This window comes from Burkholderia sp. BCC1988 (genome assembly GCF_905339895.1).
Taxonomy (GTDB): Bacteria; Pseudomonadota; Gammaproteobacteria; order Burkholderiales; family Burkholderiaceae; genus Burkholderia.
On record NZ_CAJPHA010000006.1, the window covers coordinates 92,405 to 114,429 of the forward strand.

Below are 22,025 nucleotides of genomic sequence, written 5' to 3' on the forward strand. Positions count from 1 at the left end.
GTGGCGGTTACAGGACGGAACGTAGGTTCACTTCGGCGAGTACAGCTTGTGCTGCTCGTCGAAGAATGCCCGGACGTGCTCGGGCAATTCGGCGAGGAATTCCACGCCGACGGGTTCCGGATCCGGGCTCATCACTTGCTCGGGCGGGGGCATGCGGGTTGGTCTTTCGTCCATGTTCGTTTCTCCAGCGGGTTCAATGATTATCAACCTCGCGCTTGGATTTATGCCAGTGGCGAATCGTTAGATTTTGTCTCTGTTGTATTAACGGCACATGCGCTGCTGCGCGCCGAGCAATGCCGACTATCACACCCTGCACAATCGGCAACAATCGGGCCGCTTGCTATACTTGCGCGCACTTTTTCCTGGACCGCGATGAAACGAACGACGCGATGGATCGGCCTCGTATGGCTGGCGCTGGTACTGAACGTACTGTCGCCCGTCGTCGGCTACGCGCGTCTCGCATCGAGCGGTTCCGGCGGGCTCACGCTCGAATTGTGCAGTGCGGCAGGCGCTCGCGAGGTCGTCCTCGTGCAGTCCGGCGACGACCGCGGCGCGGCGTCGTTCGATCATGCCGGCGTGCCGCACTGCGTGTACTGTCCCGGCTTCGCGGCGAACGTCGCGCTCGGCACGAGCCTGCCCGCGTTGCCGGGTTTCGTGCGCGCGTTCGCGTACCGGGCGGCCGCCCCGGCCGTTCCCGATGTTCCCCGCACGGGCATCCGTCTCGCGCAGCCGCGCGGTCCGCCTGAAAACGTCCCGATCTGATTGATATCGTTCGCGCGCCCCGGTGGCGCGCGTGCCGCCCGCGGCCCGGTCCGCGCGCCGTGCCGTCTGCGCGCGGCGCGTTGGCTTGCGTGCGGCGGCGTCCGGTCACGTTTTCAGGAATTCATCCATGTCGTTCACCTTCGCCGCGCGGCCCTCGCGCGGCCGGCTCGCGCTTGCCTGCGCGGCCGCTTTTGCCTGGCCGGCCGCGCAGGCGGCCTCGATCGATGGCGCATCCGCCGCGCCGGTGCCCGCCGGCGCCGGCAACCCGGCCGGCCGTGCCGCACCGGTCGCCGCGCTCGCCTCTGCGGGCGACACGCTGAGCGCCGTCAGCGTCACCGCAAGCCGGCAACCCGTCGATCCGGACACGCCGGCCGTCGTCGAGTCGATCACGCGCGAGCAGATCGACGCGCATACCAACGTCACCACCGAGGACGCGCTGAAGTACGCGCCCAACCTGATGGTTCGCAGGCGCTACATCGGCGACCGCAACAGCGTGTTCGCCGGCCGCGACTTCAACGAACTGCAGAGTGCGCGCGGGCTCGTGTACGCCGACGGCCTGCTGCTGTCGAACCTGCTCGGCTCGAGCTATGCGTATCCGCCGCGCTGGTCGCTGATCGCGCCCGACGATATCGCGCGCGTCGACGTGCTGTATGGCCCCTTTTCCGCGCTGTATCCCGGCAATGCGATCGGCTCGACCGTGCTGCTGACGACGCGGCGTCCCGACAAGCTCGAGGCGTCCCTGTCGACGCAGTTCTTCACGCAGCGCTATCACGACGGCTACGGGTTCGCGGACAGCTTCGGCGGCAATCACCAGACCGCTCGGATCGCGAACCGCGTCGGCAAGTTCTGGTTCTCGCTGTCGCTCGACCGGCTGGAGAACGACGGCCAGCCGATGCAATATGCGAGTCCCAACGCCGCCTACAACCCGCGGCTGGGTGCCGCGGTGCCCGTGACGGGCGCGGCCACCGACATCGGCCCCAACGGCAAGCCGCGCACGATCGTCGGTGCGCAGAACATCGAGCGGACCGAGCAGCTCAACGAGACGGTCCGGATGGGCTATGCGTTCACGGACCGCGTCGACGCGACGCTGACGCTCGGGCACTGGGAGAACCATTTCCGGCAGCACGGCGAAACCTTCCTGCGCGACGCGGCCGGCAATCCCGTGTACGGCGGCAACGTGTCGCTCGGCGGCCGGAACGTGACCGTCGCGCCGAGCGCGTTCGCGCCGCAGCGCGGCGACCAGGAGAACTGGCTGTACGCGCTCGGGCTGAACGGCCGGCTCGATTCGGGCTGGCGGCTGTCGGGCGTGGTTTCCGCCTACGACGTGTCGCGCGACGTGCTGCGCGCGGCATCGACCGTGCAGGGCGGGGCGGGTACGCTGTTCCAGGGCGACGGCACGGGCTGGCGCACGCTCGACCTGAAGGCCGAGGCGCCGGAAGTGAAGGGGCACACGCTCACGTTCGGCTATCACTACGACAACTACTTCCTGCGCAACGTCACGTACAACACGGCCGACTGGCTGGCCGGGCCGACCACGTCGCTCGCGAGCGTCTACCGGGGCGACACGCGCACGCAGGCGCTGTTCGCGCAGGACGCGTGGCGTTTCGCGCCCGGCTGGCTCGCGACCCTCGGGCTGCGCTACGAGCGCTGGGATGCGTATGGCGGCGCGCTCGGCAACGCGAACGGCACGCTCGGCTACGCGGACCGCGGCGCGAATGCGCTGTCGCCGAAAGTCGCGCTGCAATGGGACGCGACGGACGTCTGGCGTTTCCGGCTGTCGTTCGCGACCGGCACCCGCTTCCCGACGGTCGGCGAGCTGTTCCAGGGCACGATCTCGAACAACGCGATCGTCAACAACAACCCGAACCTGCGGCCGGAAAAGGCGATCGACTGGGACTTCACGGCCGAGCGCGACGTGGGCGTCGGCGTCGTGCGCGCGAGCGTGTTCCAGAGCGACCTGCGCGATTCGATCTACAGCCAGACGACGGTGTCGGGCGCGTCGACCGTCACCAACATCTCGAACGTCGATCGCGTGCGCGTGCGCGGCGTCGAACTCGCATTCAGCGGCCAGAACGTCGGGCTGCGCGGGCTCGACATCGACGCGAACGTGTCGACGAGCAACGCGCAGATCCTGGCCGACACCGCGAATCCCGCGTACGTCGGCTCGCGCTTTCCGCGCATCCCGCGCATGCGCGCGAACCTGCTCGCGTCGTACCGCTTCGACGAGCACTGGCTCGCGAGCGTCGGCGTCCGCTACTCGGGCCGCCAGTTCAACACGCTCGACAACAGCGACGTCAATCCGGACGTGTACGGCGGCACGAGCATCTTCACGGTCGTCGACCTGAAGGCACGTTACCGGTTCGATCGTCACTGGACTGCGTCGGTCGGCATCGACAACCTGACGGACCGCCGCTACTACGTGTTCCATCCGTATCCGGGCCGCACTTTCTTTGGAGAACTGAAATGGTCGCTGTGAAATCGCTCGCGGCAGGCTGCGCGCTGTGGCTCGCGGCGCTGTCGCCTGCCGGCGCGCACGACGCGCCGAAAGCCGCCGATCCGCATGCGGCGCACATGAGCATGCAGGCCGCGCCGGCGCAACAGAAGCAGCCGCTCGCGACCGGCGCCGCGTTCGACGCGCGGCACCGGCTGTGGGTCGCATGGGTCGAAGGCGCGCACGTCGTCGTCGCGCACTCGGACGATGCGGGCCGCACGCTGTCCGCGCCCGTGACCGTCAACGCGATGCCCGAGCCGATCTACACGAGCGCGGAGAATCGGCCGAAGATCGCGACGAGCCCGGACGGTCGCGCGGTGTACGTATCGTGGTCGATGCCGCTGGATGCGCCGTACACCGGCATGGTGCGCTTCGCGCGTTCGCTCGACGGCGGCGCGACCTGGAGCGTGCCGGTCACCGTGCATCGCGACCGGCAGGCGATCACGCACCGCTTCGACATGATGGCCGTCGATCCGGCCGGCAACATCGCGATCGCGTGGATCGACAAGCGCGATCTCGTCGCGGCGAAGGCGGCGGGGCAGTCGTACGAAGGGGCGGCCGTCTACTACGCGGTGTCGCGCGACGGCGGTGCGTCGTTCGAGCCCGAGCGCAAGGTGACGGATCACACGTGCGAATGCTGCCGCATCGCGATGGCGATCGATCCGGCCGGGCACATCGAAGCCGTGTGGCGCAACGTGTTCCCGGGGCAGATCCGCGACCATGCGCTCGCGGTGTTGCCTGTTTCGGCATCGGAGTCCGTCGTGCCGGTGCGTGCGACGTTCTCGAACTGGCATGTCGAGGCTTGCCCCGAGCACGGGCCGGCGCTCGCGATCACGCCGGACGGCACGCGCCATCTTGCGTGGTTCGGCGTCGTCGACGGCCGCGCCGACGTGTTCTATTCGCGCATCGGCGCCGATGGCCGGCCGAGCGGCACGCCGTGGGCGTTCGGCGCGAATCCGGCGGTGCCGGCCAAGCAGGCATCGCATGCGGCGCTCGTCGTGCGCGGCGAGGTCGTCTGGCTCGCATGGAAGGCGTTCGACGGCGACACGATGCAGATCAAGCTGCGCCGCTCGGACGATCGCGGCGAGCACTGGTCGGCGCCGCGCGTGATCGCGTCGACGTCGGGCGCGAGCGACAACCCGCAACTGCTCGACGATGCGGGCCGCATCTACCTGTCGTGGCGTACGCGTAACGACGGCTACCGGCTGATTGCCGTGGAGGGGGCGCTATGAAACGGCTGATCGTGTTGATCGGCGCCGTGTTCGCAAGCCTGCCGGGATGGGCCGGCGAACTGCAGCCGCTGCGCGCGGCCGAGGTCGCGAAGGTGTACGCGACGGCGCACGAACGGCCGCTCGCAGTCGAGATCTGGTCGCTCGATTGTGGCTACTGCCGCGAGAACGCCGCGCATCTGGTCGCGTGGCAGCGCCGCCATCCGGACGTGCAGCTCGCGATGGTCTCGATGGACGCGTACGACGACAACGGTGCGGCAATCGCACAGGCGCTCGCGCAAATGAACCTGCCGCCGCAGGTCGCGCAGTATGCGAACGCCGAGCCGATGCCCGAGCGTCTGCGGGCGGCGCTCGATGCGGGATGGCGGGGAGAAATGCCGCGTACCGTGTGGGTTGGCCGCGACGGCGCACGTGATGCGCGCAGCGGCTTGCTGACGACCGACGTGCTCGACGGCTGGTTGCAGCGCGGCAAGCGCCGCTGAAACGGACGGCGGCGCGGGGGATGCCCCGCGCGCCGCTTCGATGCGACAAACGAAAGCGCGCCCGATGGCGCGCGAGAAGATCGTCAGGCCGCGCGCCTGAACAGCCGGATCACGAACAGCAGGATCACGGCGCCGATGACCGCGACGATCACCGAGCCGATGAAGCCGCTGCCGAGGGTGATGCCGAGCAGCCCGGCCAGCCAGCCGCCGATCACCGCGCCGACGATACCGACGATGATGTCGACGATCAGGCCGAACCCGCCGCCCTTGACGAGCACGCCCGCCAGCCAGCCGGCGATCGCGCCGATGATGAGCCACATAATCAAGCCATGAGTCATGGTGATCCTCTCCTTGTGTTGAGTCGAAATGACCGGACGTCGGCTGTTTCACCGCAAGCTGCATGAAGCGGCATGCGACCCGCCGCGCCGCCCACGCAATGTAACGCGATAGACGGGTCGGAATCGTTAAGTAATGTTATGCACCCTTAACGGGTTTTTCCAGAGGATTCGTCTGTCATTCGAAATGAATCTGTAAGGAGGGGCCGCACGATGGTGCGTCATGCGTCATCGTCCGTGCGTCGGCGCGGGTGTGCCCGTGTCGGGCAGGCCGTCGCCGGCGTCGGCAATCAGGCGGTTGACGGTTGCCGTATCGCCGATCGCCTCGATCGCCAGCAACGCGAAGCGGGCAAGAAAGAGCGCCGCATCGGCTTCGCCGATACCGGTCATCGTGCGGCACAGGTCGGTATAGAGGATGTCGCGTTCGGTGTCGGTGATCATGCGTGCTCCTGAATGTTGGCCGGCGTGCGCGGGTGCAGCGCGCGTTCGAGTGCGGCGGTCACGTCGGCGGCGCGTGCATCGTGCCAGCGGCCGAGCACGTGTCCGTCCGGACGTACGAGATAGAGGGTGCCGTCGCGCGCGCCGTACAGGTCGAACAGCCGGCCGTCGGCATCGTAGCCGCCGCATCCCGGCTGTTGCGGTGCCGCGTGCCGTGCAAGCGTGACCAGCGCGAACGGTATGCCGGCGTCGTGCAGGTGTCGTTCGAGATCGGAGAACGACGGATCGGGCGCACCGTCACGCATGAAGCGGAACGCGGTGAAACGCGGACCGACGAGATCCGTCAGGTGGCCGCGACGCATGCCTTCGTCGGTGCCGATGTCGCCCGACGCGTGCAGCATCAGCGGACATTCCGCGAGTACCATGCCGGGCGACGGCCCGGCCGAAAACGCATCGCGCTCGTCCGCATTGAGCGGTGACGCCGTGTAGGCGATGGCCGACGTCTGGCGCGGATTGATCAGCGAACGCAACGCCGGATGCCGGACCGCGAGCGTCAGCACGGCCTTGCGCATCAGGTCGAACGCGAACGACGGCGGCGCCATGAACTCGGTGCTCTTGGTGCCGTAGCGCAGGTTCTCGTGCGTCGCGAACACGCGCTCGTCCGAATAGCTGTCGAGCAGCGCGTCCGACGCGAGGCCGCGAATCGCGTACGCGAGTTTCCACGCGACGTTGTCGGCGTCGTCGATGCCCGAGTTTGCGCCACGCACGCCGAAGATCGGCACGAGGTGCGCGGCGTCGCCGCAGAACAGCACGCGGCCGTGCCGATAGCGTTCGAGCGTCAGCGCGTTCGCCTTGTAGATCGTGATCCAGATCGGCGACCAGTCGCCGCGCTCGCCCATCATGTCGAGCAGGCTCTGCACGCGCGGGATCACGTTCTCGGGTTTCACGGCCGCTTCGGGATCCTCATCGTCGCGCAGCTGATAGTCGATCCGCCATACGTTGTCCGGCTGCTTGTGGACGAGTACCGTCGAGCCGGGGTTCGACGCCGGGTCGAAGTACGCGAGCCGCTCGGTCGGCCGGTCGCTGTCGAGCGCGATGTCGACGATCACGTAGCGGCCTTCATAGCTTGTGCCCTGCAGCGACAGCCCGAGCGCATCGCGTATCGTGCTGCGCCCGCCGTCGCTTGCGACGACCCAGTCGGCATCGAGTGCATAGCGGCCGAGCGGCGTATCGACGTCGAGGCGCGCGCCGGCCGGGTGCTGCGTGACGCCCGCGACTTTCGTCTGCCAGCGGATCTCGATGAGCTCGGGGCGGCGCAGCGCGGCATCGAGCAGGAACTGCTCGATGTGATACTGCGCGAGGTTCAGCATCGGCGGCAGCTTCTGGTTCTCGTCCTGCGGCATCGTGAAATGCAGCACTTCGTCGTGACGATGGAAGCTGCGTCCGCCGCTCCACGGCAATCCGACGCGCATGAAGCTGTCGAGTGCGCCGAGCCGCTCGATGATCTCGAGGCTGCGTCGCGAGATGCAGATCGCGCGGCTGCCGTGACAGACCGAATCATCGGCTTCGAGCAGCACGCTGCGGATGCCGTGATTGGCGAGGCCGAGTGCGACAGCGAGGCCCACCGGGCCGCCGCCGACGATCGCGACGCGGTGCCGCTGCGTATCGACGCCGGCGCTGCAGGTCGGCAGGTGCGGGGGATGACGCACGGCGACGAACGGGTAGGGTTTGAATTCGATGCCCATCGTTGGCTTCCAGGTTGTGCTGATCGAACGCGCACGCTCGGCGACGCGATGCGTGCGGCAGGTTGGATGCAGTATGGAAGCCGCGCCGGACACCGCTGTCCCCATTCCGGGTACGGCGAACGGCTGGCGGCAGGCCGGGATTTACCCCGACGCGTTCAGGATCGGCAGGCGACGTTCAGGGTTGCAGGCACAGCGCGAACAGCTGGCGCTGGCTAGAGATGCCGAGGCGCCGGTACGCGCGCTTCTGATAGGTGACGACACTCGAAGCCTTCACGCCGATCGTCTCGCCGATCTCCTGCGCGGTCTGGCCTTCGAGCACGCCGCGCAGCACGTCGAGCTCGCGCTTGGACAGTGTCGGGCATGCGCCGCGCAGCCGCGCGAGCATCTGTTGCGGGATGCCGATCTGCGCCGAGCCCGCGAGCGCGTAGTGATGCTGCGCGGCCTGCGCGATCAGCGGTGCGAGCGTTTCGATGGCCGCGATCTCGCGCGGCTGGAACGTGCCGCTGCGGTGCGCGCGATACAGATTGATCGACAGCCAGGTCGAGTCGTTCGGCTGCATCAGCAACGCGAGGCGATCGGAGACGTCGGGGCCGCGGTAGCAGGCCGTGCGATACGCGTCGTGGCCGATCTCGTCGCCGGCCTGCTGATGCAGCAGCACGTCGCGGCGCTGCGTGCGGCGACCGGCGGCCGAGACGATTCGCTGGTTGCCGTCGAGCGCATAGAAATGGCGCGCGTAGGTGTCGGCAACGTCGCGCAGATAGCGGCCGCCGCGATGATCGGCGACCGAGACGGTGCGCGGCCGGTTGCCGAACTCGTACGCGAAGATCGTGCACTGCGTGACGGCCAGCGCATCGTCGAACAGCTTCAGGATTTCCGCGGCGAACGCGTTCGGCTCGCTGCCGCCGATCGCGGCGACGAGACCGGTCGCACGGGACACGTCCAGTTGTCCGCCGATTGTAATCGGCGGCGCGCGGTGCGGGAGTCGGGGGATGCCCGCAAGCGGAAATGGCGGAGAGGGTGGCGCACGACTTCGCGTATCGGAAATCGTGGCTGGAATCGGAATTGCGGCCGGAAAAGAGAAAAGGCCTGACAAGCGATGCTTGTCAGGCCTTTATATCTTGGTGCCGGAGATAGGAGTCGAACCTACGACCTTCGCATTACGAATGCGCTGCTCTACCAACTGAGCTACACCGGCAGCAGAGAAATGAAATTATATGGTCAAATCCGAGATCTTGGCAATAGGTTTTGCGAAATTTTTTTCAGCTTGCTGCTGCTGCTTCGCGAAACCCTCGATCCGGCGGACTTCCCGCTTTCACTTCACTGCGATGCAGCCTGTCAGGGCCACATCGCGAAGGCGCGATTGTACTGACGTCTCGCACCTCCGTCTAGTGCTGCAGTGCAAATTTATTTGCCTTCGCCTTCCTTGTGATAGCCGGTCACGCGCTCGACTTCGTTCTTCGAACCGAGGAACACCGGCACGCGCTGGTGCAGGCCGGTCGGCTGCACTTCCATGATGCGCTGCGTGCCCGTCGTCGCGGCGCCGCCCGCCTGTTCGACGATGAACGACATCGGGTTCGCCTCGTACATCAGGCGCAGCTTGCCCGGACGATCGGGCGTGCGCTTGTCGGCCGGGTACATGAAGATGCCGCCGCGGTTCAGGATCCGGTGCACGTCGGCCACCATCGACGCGATCCAGCGCATGTTGAAGTTGTCGCCGCGCGGGCCTTCCTTGCCGGCGTTCAGTTCGTTGACGTAGCGCTGGACCGGTTCGTACCAGTGGCGTGCGTTCGATGCGTTGATCGCGTATTCGCGCGTATCGGCCGGGATCTGCATGTTGCTTTGCGTGAGCACCCACGAGCCGACTTCGCGGTCGAGCGTGAAGCAGTTCACACCGTTGCCGGTCGTCAGCACGAACACGGTTTGCGGGCCGTACACCGCGTAGCCGGCCGCGACCTGCTCCGTGCCCGGCTGCAGGAACGATTCCTCGGTGGCCAGCTTGCCGTCCGGGCAGCGCAGTACCGAGAAGATCGTGCCGATCGACACGTTCACGTCGATGTTCGACGAGCCGTCGAGCGGGTCGAACACGAGCAGGTATTCGCCGCGCGGGTAGTTCGCGGGGATCGGGAAGAACGTTTCCATTTCCTCCGATGCCATCGCGGCGAGGTTGCCGCCCCATTCGTTCGCGTCGAGCAGGATCTCGTTCGACAGGATGTCGAGCTTCTTCTGCACTTCGCCCTGGACGTTCTCGCTGCCGGCGGTGCCGAGTGCCTCGCCGAGCGCGCCCTTCGACACGTTGTAGCTGATCGCCTTGCACGCGCGGGCGACGACTTCGATCAGCAGGCGGAGGTCGGCGGGGAGGTTGTTGGTCTCACGCTGCTGCTCGATCAGGAACTTGGACAGCGTGGTGCGGCGGGCAATGGACATGACAGACTCCGAGAGGCCAAAGAATCCTTGAATTGCCGCAATTTTACCCGGCGCGCCTCCCGAGCCGCCGCCTTTTTTCGTCCGGTTACATGGTCGGTCGCGCGGTTCGGCCGGGCTCCGGCGTGCACGGCGCGGCGGATCGGCCGGGCAGCGGCGGTAAAACCGGGGGGGGCGAACGCGCGGTCCGGCGCCCGGCCGCCAACCTTCAGACGACAAAAAAGCCGGCGCCGCAACGGGGCGGCACCGGCTTCATCGCGCTCGCGCGCGCGGCGAGTCGCGTGCGTGACGTTACGCGAGCGCCTTCTCGACGATCTCGCGCACGTCGCGCGATTTGGCACCGGCCGCGACCTGCTCGAGCGCTTCGCGCATCCGGTCGCGCAGCGCCGGCGTAAAGCGGCGCCACAGTTCGAGCGAGCGGGCGAGGCGCGCGGCGACCTGCGGGTTGATCGCGTCGAGCGCGAGCACCTGTTCGGCCCAGAACGCGTAGCCCGAGCCGTCCGCCGCGTGGAATTGCGCCGGGTTCGCCGCGCAGAAGCTGAAGATCAGCGAGCGCGCGCGGTTCGGGTTCTTCAGGTTGAACGCGGGGTGGGCCATCAGCGTGCGGACCTTCGCGAGCGTCGGCTGGGCCGGCGTGCCGCGCTGCGCGGCCTGCATCGCGAACCACTTGTCGATCACGAGCGCTTCCTTTTCGAAGCGGCGGTAGAAGTCGTCGAGCGCGCGCGCGGCCGCGTCGTTCGCACCGGCCGCCGCGGCGGACAGCAGCGCGCCGAGCGCGGCGGCGCGATCGGTCATGTTGTTCGCCGCGTCGTACTGCGCGGTCGCGATGCGCACGGCGTCGGCCGGATCCTCGAGTTCGGCGAGATACGCGAGCGCGAGGTTCTTCAGCGCGCGGCGGCCGGAGGCTTCAGGCGTCGGCTCGTACGCGCCCGGCGTCTGGTGCTGCTCGTACGCGGCGAGCCACTCGGCGTGCAGCGCGGTCGCGAGCTGGCGGCGCACGAACTGGCGGGCGCGATGCACGGCGGCCGGATCGGCTTCCGCCATCTGGTCGGCCAGATAGGTTTCCGACGGCAGCGTCAGTGCGAGCTCGCGGAACGCGGGCGACAGGTTTTCATCGGTCAGCACGCGGCGGAACGCGGCGACGAAATTCGCGCCGAGCGTGAGCGGTTCGTTCGCGGCGGCGCGCGCGGCGAGCGTCAGCAGCGCGCGTGTCGCGAGGCGCTGGCCGGCTTCCCAGCGGTTGAACGGGTCGCTGTCGTGCGCGAGCAGGAACGCGAGGTCGTCGTCGCCGTAGTCGTATTCGACGATCACCGGCGCGGAGAAATTGCGCAGCAGCGACGGCAGCGGCTCCGCCGGCACGTCGACGAACGTGAAGGTCTGCTCGGTGTCGGTGAAGTCGAGCACGCGCGTCGTGCCCGATGCGGCGGCTTCGCCGTCGAGGCGCAACGGCAGGTCGCGGCCGTCGCGGCCGATCAGGCCGATCGCGAACGGAATCAGCAGCGGCCCTTGCTGCGTCTCGCGCGCGGCCGGCGACGCGTCGCCGTAGCCCTGCGCGAGCGTGACCGTGTAGCGGCGTGCAGCCGCGTCGTACGCGGTGCGCACCGACACGCGCGGCGTGCCGGCCTGGCTGTACCAGCGCTCGAATTGCGCGAGGTCGCGCCCGTTCGCGTCGGCCATCGCGTGACGGAAGTCGTCGCACGTCACCGCTTGACCGTCGTGGCGCTGGAAGTACAGGTCCATCCCCTTGCGGAAGCCGTCGCGGCCGAACAGCGTCTGGTACATCCGCACGACTTCCGAGCCTTTCTCGTAGACGGTCATCGTGTAGAAGTTGTTGATCTCGACGTAGCTTTCCGGACGCACCGGATGCGCCATCGGGCCCGCATCCTCGGCGAACTGCAGCTGGCGCAGCACGCGCACGTCCTCGATGCGCTTGACCGCGCGGGCCGCCGACTCGACGTCGTCGCCCGCGGCCATGTCGGCCGAGAACTCCTGGTCGCGGAACACGGTCAGCCCTTCCTTCAGGCTCAGCTGGAACCAGTCGCGGCAGGTCACGCGGTTGCCGGTCCAGTTGTGGAAGTACTCGTGGCCGACCACCGATTCGATGTTCGCGAAGTCGGTGTCGGTCGCGGTCTCGGGGTTCGCCAGCACGTACTTCGTATTGAAGATGTTGAGCCCCTTGTTTTCCATCGCGCCCATGTTGAAGTCGCCGACCGCGACGATCATGAAGCGGTCGAGATCGAGCTCGAGGCCGAAGCGCTTTTCATCCCAGCGGATCGAATGGATCAGCGAATCCATCGCGTGACGGGTCTTGTCGAGATCGGCCGGTTCGACCCACACCTGCAGCAGCTTCTCCTTGCCGGAGCCGGACGTGATCTTCTCCTCGATCGCGACGAGCTTGCCCGCGACCAGCGCGAACAGGTAGCTCGGCTTGCGGAACGGATCCTCCCATTTCGCGAAGTGGCGGCCGTCGGCCAGCTCGCCCGAGTCGACGAGATTGCCGTTCGACAGCAGCACCGGGTACGCGGTCTTGTCGGCGCGCAGCGTGACGGTGTACGACGCCATCACGTCGGGGCGGTCGAGGAAGTAGGTGATGCGGCGAAAGCCTTCGGCTTCGCACTGCGTGAAGAAGTTGCCGCTCGACACGTACAGCCCGGACAGCGTCGTGTTCTGGTCCGGCGCGCACGCGCTGTCGAGCGTAAGCTCGAACGCATCGGGCACGTTTTCGACGGTCAGCCCGTGGTCGTGCGCGCGCACCGGACCATACGGCGCGCCGTCGAGCCGTGCGCCGAGGAATTCGAGCGCTTCGCCCATCAGCTCCAGATGCGGGGTGGGCGCCGCGTCCGGATTGCGGCGCACGCGCATCGTGTTCCTGACGATCGTGCGGGCCGGCGCGAGATCGAATTCGAGTGCGACGGAATCGATGAGGAAGGCCGGCGGCGTGTAGTCGGCGCGGCGGATCACGGTGGAGGAGGCGTTGTCGGACATGGTCGTCGAGATCGGTGGAGTGGGGATCGGGCCCGCAGCGCGGGCCGGCTGAACCGGGCCATTGTACAAAGGCTTGCGGCCGCGTGCCGCGCGAACTTTTTACCGGTTCCGGCAGTCCGCGTATTATCGGCATCCCGTGCGGTTCGCGCGGTGCGACGAACGGGTGACGGATCGACGAGGATCGACATGAAACACGAATGGATTCAACGCGGTGCGGGCTGGGCGGCGGCGCTGTGCGTGGCGCTGCTGACGGGCTGCACCAGCTACGTGACGACCCAGGTCACGGCCTTCTCCGACTGGAGCGGCAGCGACGCGACGCGCACTTACGCCTTCACGCGCACCGACGCGCAGAAGCACAGCATCGAGCAGTCGACCTACGAGCCGATCGTCGCGAACGAACTGTCCGCGTATGCGTTCCGCCAGGTGCCGGCCGCGCAGGCACGCTATCTGGTCGGGCTGGCCTACGGGGTCGGCAGCGATCTGGTGACGGTGCCGCAGCCGGTCTACTACGACCCGTGGTTCATGGGGCCGGGGCCGTACTGGCGGGGCGGGCCGTGGGGCCCTTGGGGGCCCTGGGGGCCGATGCCGGCCGGCTACGTCGCGCAGACCTACCAGGTGTTCGACTACACGCTCGGCATCCGGATCACCGAGCGCGCGACCGGCAAGGAGGTCTATAACGTGACCGCGCGCACCACGGGCGACAACGGCGCGCTGCTGTATGCGATGCCGTTTCTCGCGCGCAGCGCGCTCGCCGATTTCCCGTTGTCGAACGGGGCGATCCGCACGGTGCGGCTGCCGGTCGACAAGCGCGGCGGGCCGGCCGCGCCGGCCGCCAACGAGCGCGTGGTGCCGGCGGCGCCGGCATCGGGTGCGGCGGTCGCGAAGTAACGCGGTATCGACACCGGCGCGGCCGCCCGGCCGCGCCACTTGCCTGCGTGCGTCAGACGCCGACGCCCAGCAGCGCCAGCGCCCCCAGCACGACGAACAGCACGGCCGCGATGCCGTGCACCAGCTTCGTCGGCAGGCGGTGCGCGAAACGGTCGCCCAGCAGGATCGCGGGCACGTTCGCCAGCATCATCCCGAAGGTCGTGCCGGCCACCACGCCGATGTAATCCTGGAAGCGCGCGGCGAGCGCGACGGTCGCGATCTGCGTCTTGTCGCCCATTTCCGCGAGGAAGAACGCGACGAGCGTCGCGCCGAACACGCCGAGCCGCGAGCGGTTCGCATTGGCTTCGTCCGCATCGAGCTTGTCCGGCACGAGGATCCACAAGCCCATCGCGATGAACGAGAACGCGAGCGCCCAGCGCATGATCGACGGCGTGACGAGAATGCCGAGCCATTCGCCGAGCGCACCGGCGAAGCCGTGGTTCACGACCGTCGCAACCAGCACGCCGAGAATGATCGGCACGGGCTTGCGATAGCGCGCGGCCAGCACGAGGGACAGCAGTTGGGTCTTGTCGCCGATTTCAGCGAGGGCGACGGCGCCGGTGGAGATCAGGAATGCTTGGGACACGTATGGGGTTCCACGGGCCGATGTTGTGCGTGCGAGCGACGATCCGCCGCGCGCCGGGCCCTGATGCGGCGCGCAGTGAACCATCGGTCTCGCCAGGCCTTGGTGGCTGCGCCCGCCATGGCCGAACGGCCAAGTCTGTTGACGGACGCCTCCGTCACGATGCGCGCCGGGGGCGCGGGACATCGAGCGGAGCGGCTACTCCCCAATGAGCGGCGAATTCTAGCACGGCGCGTGCTGCCCGCGGCGAATTCGACGGCGCCGGCATGCGCCGCAGCGCATGCCGGAGCAGGGCGGGGCCCAGGTGCGCCGGTTACGCGGCGGCGCGGCGTGCGGCACCGCGCTCGTGCACGAGCCGGCCGGCCGCGTACGTGCGGTACACGGCGCGGTCGTCGCCGAGCAGCGCGAATGCGAACAGCAGTTCCTCGAGCGACTCCGCGCGCTTCGTGCGGCGTGCGAGCAGCGGCGTGGCCTGCGGGTCGAGCACGACGAAGTCGGCTTCGGTGCGCGGCGCGAGCGTGCCGACCGTGTCGGCGAGATCGAGCGCCTGCGCGGCGCCGGCCGTCGCGAGCCAGAACATCCGCGTCGCGCTCAGGTGGTGGCCCGACAGCCGCGCCACCTTGTGCGCCTCGTTCATCGTCTGCAGCATCGAGAACGACGTGCCGCCGCCGACGTCGGTGGCGAGCGTGACGGGCACGTCGTATTCGCCGGCCTTGTCGAAGTCGAACAGCCCGCTGCCGAGGAAGAAGTTCGACGTCGGGCAGTGCGCGACGACGGTGCGCGTCTCGGCCATCCGGCGACGGTCCTCGTCGTCGAGATGGATGCAGTGGCCGTACACCGCGCGCGGGCGCAGCAGCCCGTAACGATCGTAGATGTCGAGATAGCTGCGGTGGCCCGGGAACAGCTCGGCCGCCCATTTCACTTCGTCGACGTTTTCCGCGACGTGGCTCTGCACGAACACGTCCGGATGGCGGCGCGCGAGTTCGCTGCACGCCTCGAGCTGCGCCTCGGTGGAGGTCGGCGCGAAGCGCGGCGTGAGCGCGTACATCTGACGGCCCTTGCCGTGCCAGCGGCCGATCAGCTCGGCGCTGTCGTCATAGCCCGACTGCGCGGTGTCGCGCAGGAACTCGGGGCAGTTGCGATCCATCAGCACCTTGCCCGCGATCATCCGCAGGTCGCGCGCGTCGCTCGCCGCGAACAGCGCGTCGGCCGACTGCTTGTGCACGGTGCAGTAGACGAGCGCGCTCGTCGTGCCGCACGCGAGCAATTCGTCGACGAAGAAGTCGGCGACTTCGCGCGCATGTTCCGGATCGCCGAACTGGCGCTCGGTCGGGAACGTGTACTTGTCGAGCCACGGCAGCAGGCCGGGGGCCGGCGACGCGATCATGTCCGTCTGCGGATAGTGGATGTGCGTATCGATGAAGCCGGGCACGATCAGCTTGTCGCGCAGGTCGTGGACGACCGCGTCGCGCGCGAGCGTCGCGGCCAGCCGTGCATGCGGGCCGGCCGCGACGACCTTGCCGTCGTCGACGATCAGGAGGCCGTCGGTCTCGTGGTTCGCGGCCTGGCTCGACTGCGCCGGGTCGCCGTTGAAGGTCAGCAGTTGGGAACGGAAAGCGGTTTGCGTCATGACGAAGGGTCCTGCATCAAGGTAAGGCGAACAGAAGAAAACGGTCGGTGCCGCGCGGGCGACGACGCGGCGGGGGGGCGGCCCGGGCGTGCGCGATGCGGCGAGCCGCGCAGGCGGCGGCGCGCGCTGCGATCGCGTACGCAAGCGCGGCGGCCGTGGCCGCGATGGCCGACGTACCGGCGGACAGCGCCGCAATCGCGATGGCGATCGCGATCACGGCGACCGGCATCGCGAGCCGCAACAGTCGTTGCACGACGCGCAGCGGCAGGCTTCGGCGCGCGACGACGCACACCGCCGTCGCCACGCGTACGACGGACGCGATGCCGGCCTGCGTGCCCGGCGCACGCAGGCGGCCGGTGCGGCACAACGCCGGGCCGGTCGTCGCGAAGCGGATGTCGTTGCGGTGTTTCATCTGTCTAGCGAACCTCGATGCCGGCCATCACGCGGCCTGCCAGTACGAATCGAGACGCGCGATCAGCGCATCGCGCTGCGCGGCGTCGACGAACGACGCCTCGAAGCCGTTGCGAATCACCGCGTGCACTTCGGCGTCCGTCAGCTGCAGCCCGTCGACCGTCGCGAAGTAGTTGTCGTTGACGTAGCCGCCGAAATAGGCCGGATCGTCGGAGTTGATCGTCACCGCGACGCCGCGATCGAGCAGCGCCTTCAGCGTGTGCTTCGCCATGTCGTCGAACACGCACAGCTTCAGGTTCGACAGCGGGCATACGGTCAGCGCCGTGCGCGTGCGCGCGAGGCGTTCGACGAGCGCCGCATCCTCGATGCTGCGCACGCCGTGGTCGATCCGGTCGACCTTCAGCACGTCTAGCGCTTCGTAGATATAGGCGGGCGGGCCTTCCTCGCCCGCATGCGCGACAAGCTTCAGCCCGAGCGCGCGTGCTTTCTCGAACACGCGCGCGAACTTCGTCGGCGGATGGCCGAGTTCGGACGAGTCGAGCCCGACGCCGATCAGCCGATGGCGATAGCGTTCGAACAGCGGCAGCGCGGCGTCGAACGTCGCGAGCGCATCTTCTTCCGGCAGGTGGCGCAGGAAACACAGGATCAGCTTGCTCGACAGCCCGCGCTGCTCGGCATCGGCGAGCGCGCGGTCGATGCCGGCCACCACCGTCTCGATCGGCACGCCGCGCTCGGTGTGCGTCTGCGGGTCGAAGAACAGCTCGGTGTGGACGACGTTGTCGGCGAGCGCGCGTTCGCAGTACGCGGCCGTCATGTCGTAGAAATCCTGCTCGGTCAGCAGCACGCTCGCGCCGGCGTAATAGATGTCGAGGAACGACTGCAGGTCGGTGAACGCGTATGCGGCACGCAGTGCGTCGATCGATTCGTACGCGAGCTTCACGCCGTTGCGCTGCGCGAGCGCGAAAATCAGTTCGGGCTCGAGCGAGCCTTCGATATGGATGTGCAGCTCCGCTTTCGGAGCGCGGGCGATCTTGTCCTTGAATGTCGGCGTCATGGCGTTGTTCTTGGTCGGTCAGAATGTTGGGGAAGCCTGCACGGGTGCGTTCGCCTCGACGGCCTGCAGCAACTGCGCGGCCACCGAGATCGCGATCACTTCGGGTGCCTTGTCGATGATGCCTTCGACGCCGATCGGGCAGCGCATCCGCGCGACCTGGGCCGGGTCGATGCCGATCGCCGCCAGCCGATGATCGAACTGCGCGCGCTTGGTGTGCGAGCCGGTCATCCCGAAGTATGCATAGTCGCCGCGCCGCAGGATGCGCTCGGCCAGCATGAAATCGAGTGCGTGGTCGTGCGTCATCACGACGAAGTACGCGTGCGGCGGCGCCGTGTCGACGGCATCGGCCGGGCTGGCAAGCGCGTCGATCGCGAGATTGCCGATCCCGGCGAGTGCCTCGGCCGGCGGGAACACCGCGTCGGGGCCGTCGATCCAGCGCACGTGGCACGGCAGCGTCGCCAGCACCTTCACGAGCGCGGTGCCGATGTGCCCGGCGCCGAACAGCACGACGGGGAACGCATATGGCGCGATCGTTTCGGTCATCAACGCTACACCGCCGGTTTCCCACAGCAGGCAATCGGCACGCGCGGCCGGCGATTCGGGCTCGCTCAGCAGCGGCGCGCCCGGCGAGGGGCCGAATGATACGCTACGCACGGTCGCGGCGCCGGCCGCGACGCGCTTCGCGAGCGACATGATCCAGCCGAGGTCGCCGACGTCGAGCCGCTCGAACGCGAGCACGACCGCGCCGCCGCAGCACTGGCCGAGGCTCGGGCCGAGCGCGAGCCGTTCGAGCCGGCGCGCGTGGGGCACGTGCGCGCCGTCCTTCAGCAGGTGCCGTGCGATCTCGATCGCCTTCCATTCCAGATGACCGCCGCCGATCGTATGGCGGGCCGTGTCGCGCGTGACGAGCATCTTGGTGCCGGCCTCGCGCGGCGCGGAGCCGTCGGTATGCGCGACCGTCACGAGCACGGCCGCTTCGCCGTGTGCGAGCAGTTGCTGCAGATCGCCGAGCCAGGCTTCCATCAGCACGCTCCGTTCCGGACGATTCGGCACGACGCGCGGCGCGGGCTGGCGGGCGCGGCGGCAACGAGGACGGACGGGAGCGAGGCGGGCCGGCCGCACGACGGGTTCAGCGCGGTGGCCGTGCGCCGAAGGCGCGCGCGAACGACGCCGCGCAACGTGCGGACGCCATGAGGGTGACGGATGCGGATGGTTTGCGTTGTCATGATGAATCCAGTCGACATTGCGGATCGGGCGCGCGTTACGCAGGAGGTGAGACCGCCTGGCCTCGCGCACGTAGATCGCCATCCAGTCGTGAAGATAGCACCGCAAGGCGGCGGGAACATTGCCGGGCGGTGATCCGGGCTATCAGACGGCGATCATGTCGATCATAGGCCCGCCGCGCGGGATCCGGGCGCCGATGCGCGGGCGTCGGGCCGAAACGCATGCGTGGCGGGGCGTGCGCGCGGATGTCGCGCGACGCGCGTTGGCCCGGGAATCGGGACGGCGGCGGGGATAGGTGTTTACGCGCGGCCGGCAGGGTGCGGCCGCATCGGGGTCGCGCCGGTGTCGTCGGCCGAGCCGGACGAAGCGGCTACGCGGCCTCGACCGGTCGGCCGGTTCGCGCGGCGCGGCCGGTCAGCCCGCCAGCTTGCGGCGATGGCGCCAGAGGCTCGCGGCGACGGCAATCAGGATCACGGCGAAGCCGATCAGCGCCCAGCCGGGCAGCAGGATCCCGAAGATCGGCGGGTAGACCGTCTCGCACAGGCCGGCGACCTTGAACATGCCGGGGAACCACTGGGCGGGCGGCAGGCTGTCGACGATCGGCTGCAGCGTGTCGAAGCCGCAGCTGAAGCCCGGATTCATCTGGATCGACAGATGCCGCGCGGCGGTGCCGACGCCGCCGGCCGCGGCGATCGCGATCAGCAGCTCGAGCACCCAGATGCCGCGCCAGTTGCGCATCCCCGCGGCCAGGAACGCGAAGATCCCGATCGCCGCGAAGAAGTAGCGCTGGATGATGCACAGCGGGCACGGATCTTCGTTCTTCACGTACTGCAGATACAGCGCGCCGGCCAGCAGGGCGATGCACACCCAGCCGAGCAGCATCAGCAGGCGGCGTTCACGGCGGAGTGCGAGCGTGGAGTCGTTCATGTCGGCGGGATTCCTGTCGTTGGTCGGTCCGATAAACAATCGCGCGATTTTAGCGCGAACGATCTGGCACGAAACTGACAGCGCGCGTGCGGCGCCCGGCCGCCGTCGCTTCGTCCGGTCCATAGCCCGCCGTCATGCCGCGCGGGCGGTCACCGGATCGTGTTCAGCACGGCCTCGACCGCCTGGCCGATCGCGAGCAGCGCGTCGTCGCGATGCGGCGCGGCCGCGAGCATCAGGCCGACCGGCGCCGCGTCGCGCGGATGGCACGGCAGCGACAGCGCGCATGCGTCGAGGAAGTTGAAGGCGCTCGGATTGCGCAGGATCAGCGCATTGGTGCGCGTGAACGCGGCGTCGTCCGCTTCGAGTTCGGCGATGCGCGGCGGCACGACCGGCACCGTCGGCGCGACGAGTGCGTCGAAGCGCGACCAGACGGTGTGTGCCGCTTCTTCCAGCATCGCGTGGCGGGCGGCGAGCAGGTCGAGATAGTCGGCCGCGCTCGCCGGCTCGCCCTTCAGGATGCGCGACAGCACGCGCGGGTCGTATTGGTCGCGGTGCTGCGCGAGCAGCGGGCGATGCCACGCGTACGCCTCGATCGGCGAGAAGCCGAAGCGGTTGATGTCCGGCAGCCGGTCGAGCGCGGAAAAGCGCACTTCAGTGACGATCGCGCCCGCGGCTTCGAGGTGCTTCAGCGATGCGTCGAGCGCGGCGGCGACGTCGGCGTCGACGCCGTCGGTCACGTAATTGGTCAGCACGCCGAGCCGCACGCCTTCGAGCGGCCGCGCGGCCGGCACGTGCGGTTCGAGGCCCGCGAGCATCCGGTCGACGAGTGCGCAGCAGGCAACCGTCAGGCCGATCGGGCCGAACGAGTCGAGCGTGGTCGACAGCGGCACGCCGCCTTGCGTCGGGATCCGGCTCGCGGTCGGCTTGAAGCCGGTCAGCCCGCACAGGGCGGCCGGGATGCGGATCGAGCCGCCGGTGTCGGTGCCGAGCGCGACGGCGGCCATCCCGTCGGCGACGGACGCGGCCGCGCCCGACGACGAGCCGCCGGAAATCCGTGCATCGCCCGGCACGTCGCGGTGGTACGGCGAGCGCGGATTGCCGAAGTGCGGATTCAGCCCGAGCCCCGAGAACGCGAACTCGCTCATGTTGGTGCGGCCGACCAGCACCGCGCCCGCGCGCTTGAGCCGCGCGACGGCGACCGCGTCGGCCTTGGCGGGCGGCGCCCCGTCGAGCACGCGCGAACCGGCGCGCGTCACCTGGCCCGCGACGTCGAACAGATCCTTCACCGATACGGGGATGCCCGCGAGCGGCGACAGCACGGTGCCCGCGGCACGCAGGCGGTCGTGCGCGTCGGCGGCCGCGCGCGCGTTGTCGGCGTCGACTTCGGTGAAGACGGCGGCACCCTGGCCGGCCGGATCGGCGATCCGGTCGAGCGCGACGTCGACGAGCGCGCGGCTCGTGGTCCGGCCGGCGGCGAGGTCGGCGGCGAGCTGGGCGAGCGGAGGGAAGGGCATGAAGGTGGTCATGGGCGGCTCAGGGGCGAAGGTGTTGGACAAGGGTGGCGCGAAACGAATCGATGTGGCGTTCGACGGCCGTGCGTGCGCCGGCGGCGTCGCGCGCGGACAGCCGCTCGAACAGTTCGCGGTGTTCGTGCTGGACGTCGGACAGGTGATGCGGCTCGGACAGTGTGACGAACCAGAAGCGCAGCGAGCGTTCGTGCAGCGCGCGCAGGATTTCCGCGAGCACCGTGTTGCGTGCCGCCGCGGCGATCGTCTGATGAAACGCGCGGTCGAGCGCCATCATGCCCTCGACGTCGTGCGAGTCGACGCAGGCCTGGCCGTCGTCGAGCAGCGCGGCCATGCGCGCGAGATCGTCGGGCGTTGCATGGCGGGCGGCGAGTTCGACGCAATGCGCTTCGTTGATGCGGCGCACGTCGATCACCGCGGCGATGTCGTCGAGCGACAGCGGTTGCACCATCAGCCCCTTGCGCGGCATCACGGACAGCAGCCCTTCGAGCACCAGCCGGTGGACGGCCTGATGGACGGGCGTGCGGCCGATGCCGGTGCGGGCCACGAGGTCGGCTTCGTTGAGCGCGGCGCCCGGCTTCAGGCGCATCGTGATGATGTCGCGCTGGATCAGCGCGTACGCGCGGTCGGCGAGGCTGACCGCCGATGCGGCGGGCCGGTCGTGGAGGGCGTCGGTCAGGGCGTTCATGCAGGCGGGGGCGCGGTGGCCGGACAGCGCGCGGTCATGGCGCGGGCGATCGGGCAACGTGGACGATCCGTGAATATTATTGTGATATATCACTGATGTCCAGTTTGCCCGGACGACCGTCGATACCATCGAATGGAGGCCGGTGGCACGTCCGGCGGGGGATGCGA

At 68.7% G+C, this 22,025-nt stretch carries 20 protein-coding genes, 1 tRNA gene and 1 riboswitch; of the genes, 5 read left to right on the plus strand and 16 right to left on the minus strand.

Features of this window, described 5'->3' with window-relative positions; all coding sequences use genetic code 11:
- Nucleotides 1–27: 27 nt before the first annotated feature.
- On the minus strand, nt 28–174 hold the full coding sequence (locus U4012_RS10410; protein ID WP_009690993.1) for a hypothetical protein: 147 nt from the start codon (nt 172–174) through the stop codon (nt 28–30).
- 198 nt (nt 175–372) lie between these two features.
- Here U4012_RS10410 and U4012_RS10415 point away from each other — a divergent pair, with 198 nt between their 5' ends.
- From U4012_RS10415 to U4012_RS10430, 4 genes are all read left to right on the plus strand, one after another.
- Nucleotides 373–762: a DUF2946 domain-containing protein gene (locus tag U4012_RS10415; protein ID WP_321798274.1), complete on the plus strand. Its 390-nt coding sequence runs from the start codon at nt 373–375 to the stop codon at nt 760–762.
- A 127-nt stretch (nt 763–889) separates the two neighbouring features.
- Nucleotides 890–3,238 (plus strand): TonB-dependent receptor, encoded by a 2,349-nt coding sequence (locus tag U4012_RS10420; RefSeq protein ID WP_321798276.1) that lies wholly within the window; start codon nt 890–892, stop codon nt 3,236–3,238.
- Nucleotides 3,226–4,485 carry a sialidase family protein gene (locus tag U4012_RS10425; protein ID WP_321798278.1) on the plus strand — a complete coding sequence of 420 codons (1,260 nt, stop codon included), beginning with the start codon at nt 3,226–3,228 and terminating at the stop codon, nt 4,483–4,485. Before U4012_RS10420 ends, U4012_RS10425 begins: the two co-directional genes overlap by 13 nt.
- Complete coding sequence (locus U4012_RS10430) at nt 4,482–4,964, plus strand: TlpA family protein disulfide reductase (RefSeq protein WP_321798280.1); 483 nt, start codon at nt 4,482–4,484, stop codon at nt 4,962–4,964. Before U4012_RS10425 ends, U4012_RS10430 begins: the two co-directional genes overlap by 4 nt.
- 83 nt (nt 4,965–5,047) lie before the next feature.
- Here the strand turns inward: U4012_RS10430 and U4012_RS10435 are convergent, their stop codons facing one another.
- The 7 genes from U4012_RS10435 to pepN form a co-directional block, all read right to left on the minus strand.
- Complete coding sequence (locus tag U4012_RS10435; protein WP_044848544.1) at nt 5,048–5,302, minus strand: GlsB/YeaQ/YmgE family stress response membrane protein; 255 nt, start codon at nt 5,300–5,302, stop codon at nt 5,048–5,050.
- Between the two features lie 225 nt (nt 5,303–5,527).
- The gene (locus tag U4012_RS10440; RefSeq protein WP_044848545.1) at nt 5,528–5,740 is read right to left on the minus strand and encodes a hypothetical protein; all 213 of its coding nucleotides are present in this window, start codon (nt 5,738–5,740) and stop codon (nt 5,528–5,530) included.
- Nucleotides 5,737–7,482 (minus strand): FAD-dependent oxidoreductase, encoded by a 1,746-nt coding sequence (locus tag U4012_RS10445; protein ID WP_321798284.1) that lies wholly within the window; start codon nt 7,480–7,482, stop codon nt 5,737–5,739. The genes U4012_RS10440 and U4012_RS10445 overlap by 4 nt, the downstream gene beginning before the upstream one ends.
- 175 nt (nt 7,483–7,657) lie before the next feature.
- The gene (locus U4012_RS10450; RefSeq protein ID WP_415750373.1) at nt 7,658–8,437 is read right to left on the minus strand and encodes a helix-turn-helix transcriptional regulator; all 780 of its coding nucleotides are present in this window, start codon (nt 8,435–8,437) and stop codon (nt 7,658–7,660) included.
- Nucleotides 8,438–8,601: 164 nt separating this feature from the next.
- Nucleotides 8,602–8,677 (minus strand) — tRNA-Thr (locus U4012_RS10455).
- A gap of 209 nt (nt 8,678–8,886) precedes the next feature.
- Nucleotides 8,887–9,906: a class 1 fructose-bisphosphatase gene (locus tag U4012_RS10460; RefSeq protein WP_321798286.1), complete on the minus strand. Its 1,020-nt coding sequence runs from the start codon at nt 9,904–9,906 to the stop codon at nt 8,887–8,889.
- A gap of 288 nt (nt 9,907–10,194) precedes the next feature.
- On the minus strand, nt 10,195–12,888 hold the full coding sequence (pepN, locus tag U4012_RS10465) for an aminopeptidase N (protein WP_321798288.1): 2,694 nt from the start codon (nt 12,886–12,888) through the stop codon (nt 10,195–10,197).
- A gap of 186 nt (nt 12,889–13,074) precedes the next feature.
- Here pepN and U4012_RS10470 point away from each other — a divergent pair, with 186 nt between their 5' ends.
- Nucleotides 13,075–13,776 carry a DUF4136 domain-containing protein gene (locus tag U4012_RS10470; protein WP_321798290.1) on the plus strand — a complete coding sequence of 234 codons (702 nt, stop codon included), beginning with the start codon at nt 13,075–13,077 and terminating at the stop codon, nt 13,774–13,776.
- Between the two features lie 52 nt (nt 13,777–13,828).
- On the opposite strand, the gene U4012_RS10475 is transcribed toward U4012_RS10470, so the two are convergent.
- The 8 genes from U4012_RS10475 to U4012_RS10510 all read right to left on the minus strand — a co-directional run bounded on the left by U4012_RS10475 (nt 13,829) and on the right by U4012_RS10510 (nt 21,858).
- A complete protein-coding gene (locus U4012_RS10475; RefSeq protein ID WP_044848551.1) occupies nt 13,829–14,401 on the minus strand; it encodes a TMEM165/GDT1 family protein in 573 nt (190 codons plus the stop codon).
- Nucleotides 14,402–14,479: 78 nt separating this feature from the next.
- Nucleotides 14,480–14,617, minus strand: a riboswitch (yybP-ykoY riboswitch).
- Nucleotides 14,618–14,711: 94 nt separating this feature from the next.
- Nucleotides 14,712–16,028, minus strand: a complete 1,317-nt coding sequence (guaD, locus tag U4012_RS10480; RefSeq protein WP_044848552.1) for a guanine deaminase — start codon at nt 16,026–16,028, stop codon at nt 14,712–14,714.
- 16 nt (nt 16,029–16,044) lie between these two features.
- Nucleotides 16,045–16,395 (minus strand): hypothetical protein, encoded by a 351-nt coding sequence (locus U4012_RS10485; protein WP_321798293.1) that lies wholly within the window; start codon nt 16,393–16,395, stop codon nt 16,045–16,047.
- A 72-nt stretch (nt 16,396–16,467) separates the two neighbouring features.
- Nucleotides 16,468–17,493 carry an adenosine deaminase gene (locus tag U4012_RS10490; protein ID WP_044849230.1) on the minus strand — a complete coding sequence of 342 codons (1,026 nt, stop codon included), beginning with the start codon at nt 17,491–17,493 and terminating at the stop codon, nt 16,468–16,470.
- Between the two features lie 18 nt (nt 17,494–17,511).
- Nucleotides 17,512–18,516 (minus strand): xanthine dehydrogenase accessory protein XdhC, encoded by a 1,005-nt coding sequence (gene xdhC, locus U4012_RS10495; RefSeq protein ID WP_124487810.1) that lies wholly within the window; start codon nt 18,514–18,516, stop codon nt 17,512–17,514.
- Between the two features lie 615 nt (nt 18,517–19,131).
- The gene (locus tag U4012_RS10500; protein WP_257768023.1) at nt 19,132–19,644 is read right to left on the minus strand and encodes a disulfide bond formation protein B; all 513 of its coding nucleotides are present in this window, start codon (nt 19,642–19,644) and stop codon (nt 19,132–19,134) included.
- A 149-nt stretch (nt 19,645–19,793) separates the two neighbouring features.
- Nucleotides 19,794–21,170, minus strand: coding sequence for an amidase (locus U4012_RS10505; protein WP_321798298.1), 1,377 nt, complete (start codon nt 21,168–21,170; stop codon nt 19,794–19,796).
- Nucleotides 21,171–21,177: 7 nt separating this feature from the next.
- Entirely contained in the window at nt 21,178–21,858 is a 681-nt protein-coding gene (locus U4012_RS10510; RefSeq protein WP_321798553.1) for a GntR family transcriptional regulator, read from the minus strand.
- Between the last annotated feature and the right edge of the window lie 167 nt (nt 21,859–22,025).

Bases quoted from the DNA above. Each gene is read 5' to 3' on its own strand.
- U4012_RS10445 (WP_321798284.1), bottom strand. From the start codon at position 7,482: ATGGGCATCGAATTCAAACCCTACCCGTTCGTCGCCGTGCGTCATCCC.
- U4012_RS10440 (WP_044848545.1), bottom strand. From the start codon at position 5,740: ATGATCACCGACACCGAACGCGACATCCTCTATACCGACCTGTGCCGC.
- U4012_RS10415 (WP_321798274.1), top strand. From the start codon at position 373: ATGAAACGAACGACGCGATGGATCGGCCTCGTATGGCTGGCGCTGGTA.
- xdhC (WP_124487810.1), bottom strand. From the start codon at position 18,516: ATGGAAGCCTGGCTCGGCGATCTGCAGCAACTGCTCGCACACGGCGAA.
- U4012_RS10500 (WP_257768023.1), bottom strand. From the start codon at position 19,644: ATGAACGACTCCACGCTCGCACTCCGCCGTGAACGCCGCCTGCTGATG.
- U4012_RS10410 (WP_009690993.1), bottom strand. From the start codon at position 174: ATGGACGAAAGACCAACCCGCATGCCCCCGCCCGAGCAAGTGATGAGC.
- U4012_RS10505 (WP_321798298.1), bottom strand. From the start codon at position 21,170: ATGACCACCTTCATGCCCTTCCCTCCGCTCGCCCAGCTCGCCGCCGAC.
- U4012_RS10425 (WP_321798278.1), top strand. From the start codon at position 3,226: ATGGTCGCTGTGAAATCGCTCGCGGCAGGCTGCGCGCTGTGGCTCGCG.
- pepN (WP_321798288.1), bottom strand. From the start codon at position 12,888: ATGTCCGACAACGCCTCCTCCACCGTGATCCGCCGCGCCGACTACACG.
- U4012_RS10490 (WP_044849230.1), bottom strand. From the start codon at position 17,493: ATGACGCCGACATTCAAGGACAAGATCGCCCGCGCTCCGAAAGCGGAG.
- U4012_RS10430 (WP_321798280.1), top strand. From the start codon at position 4,482: ATGAAACGGCTGATCGTGTTGATCGGCGCCGTGTTCGCAAGCCTGCCG.
- U4012_RS10510 (WP_321798553.1), bottom strand. From the start codon at position 21,858: ATGAACGCCCTGACCGACGCCCTCCACGACCGGCCCGCCGCATCGGCG.
- U4012_RS10435 (WP_044848544.1), bottom strand. From the start codon at position 5,302: ATGACTCATGGCTTGATTATGTGGCTCATCATCGGCGCGATCGCCGGC.
- U4012_RS10420 (WP_321798276.1), top strand. From the start codon at position 890: ATGTCGTTCACCTTCGCCGCGCGGCCCTCGCGCGGCCGGCTCGCGCTT.
- U4012_RS10470 (WP_321798290.1), top strand. From the start codon at position 13,075: ATGAAACACGAATGGATTCAACGCGGTGCGGGCTGGGCGGCGGCGCTG.
- guaD (WP_044848552.1), bottom strand. From the start codon at position 16,028: ATGACGCAAACCGCTTTCCGTTCCCAACTGCTGACCTTCAACGGCGAC.
- U4012_RS10460 (WP_321798286.1), bottom strand. From the start codon at position 9,906: ATGTCCATTGCCCGCCGCACCACGCTGTCCAAGTTCCTGATCGAGCAG.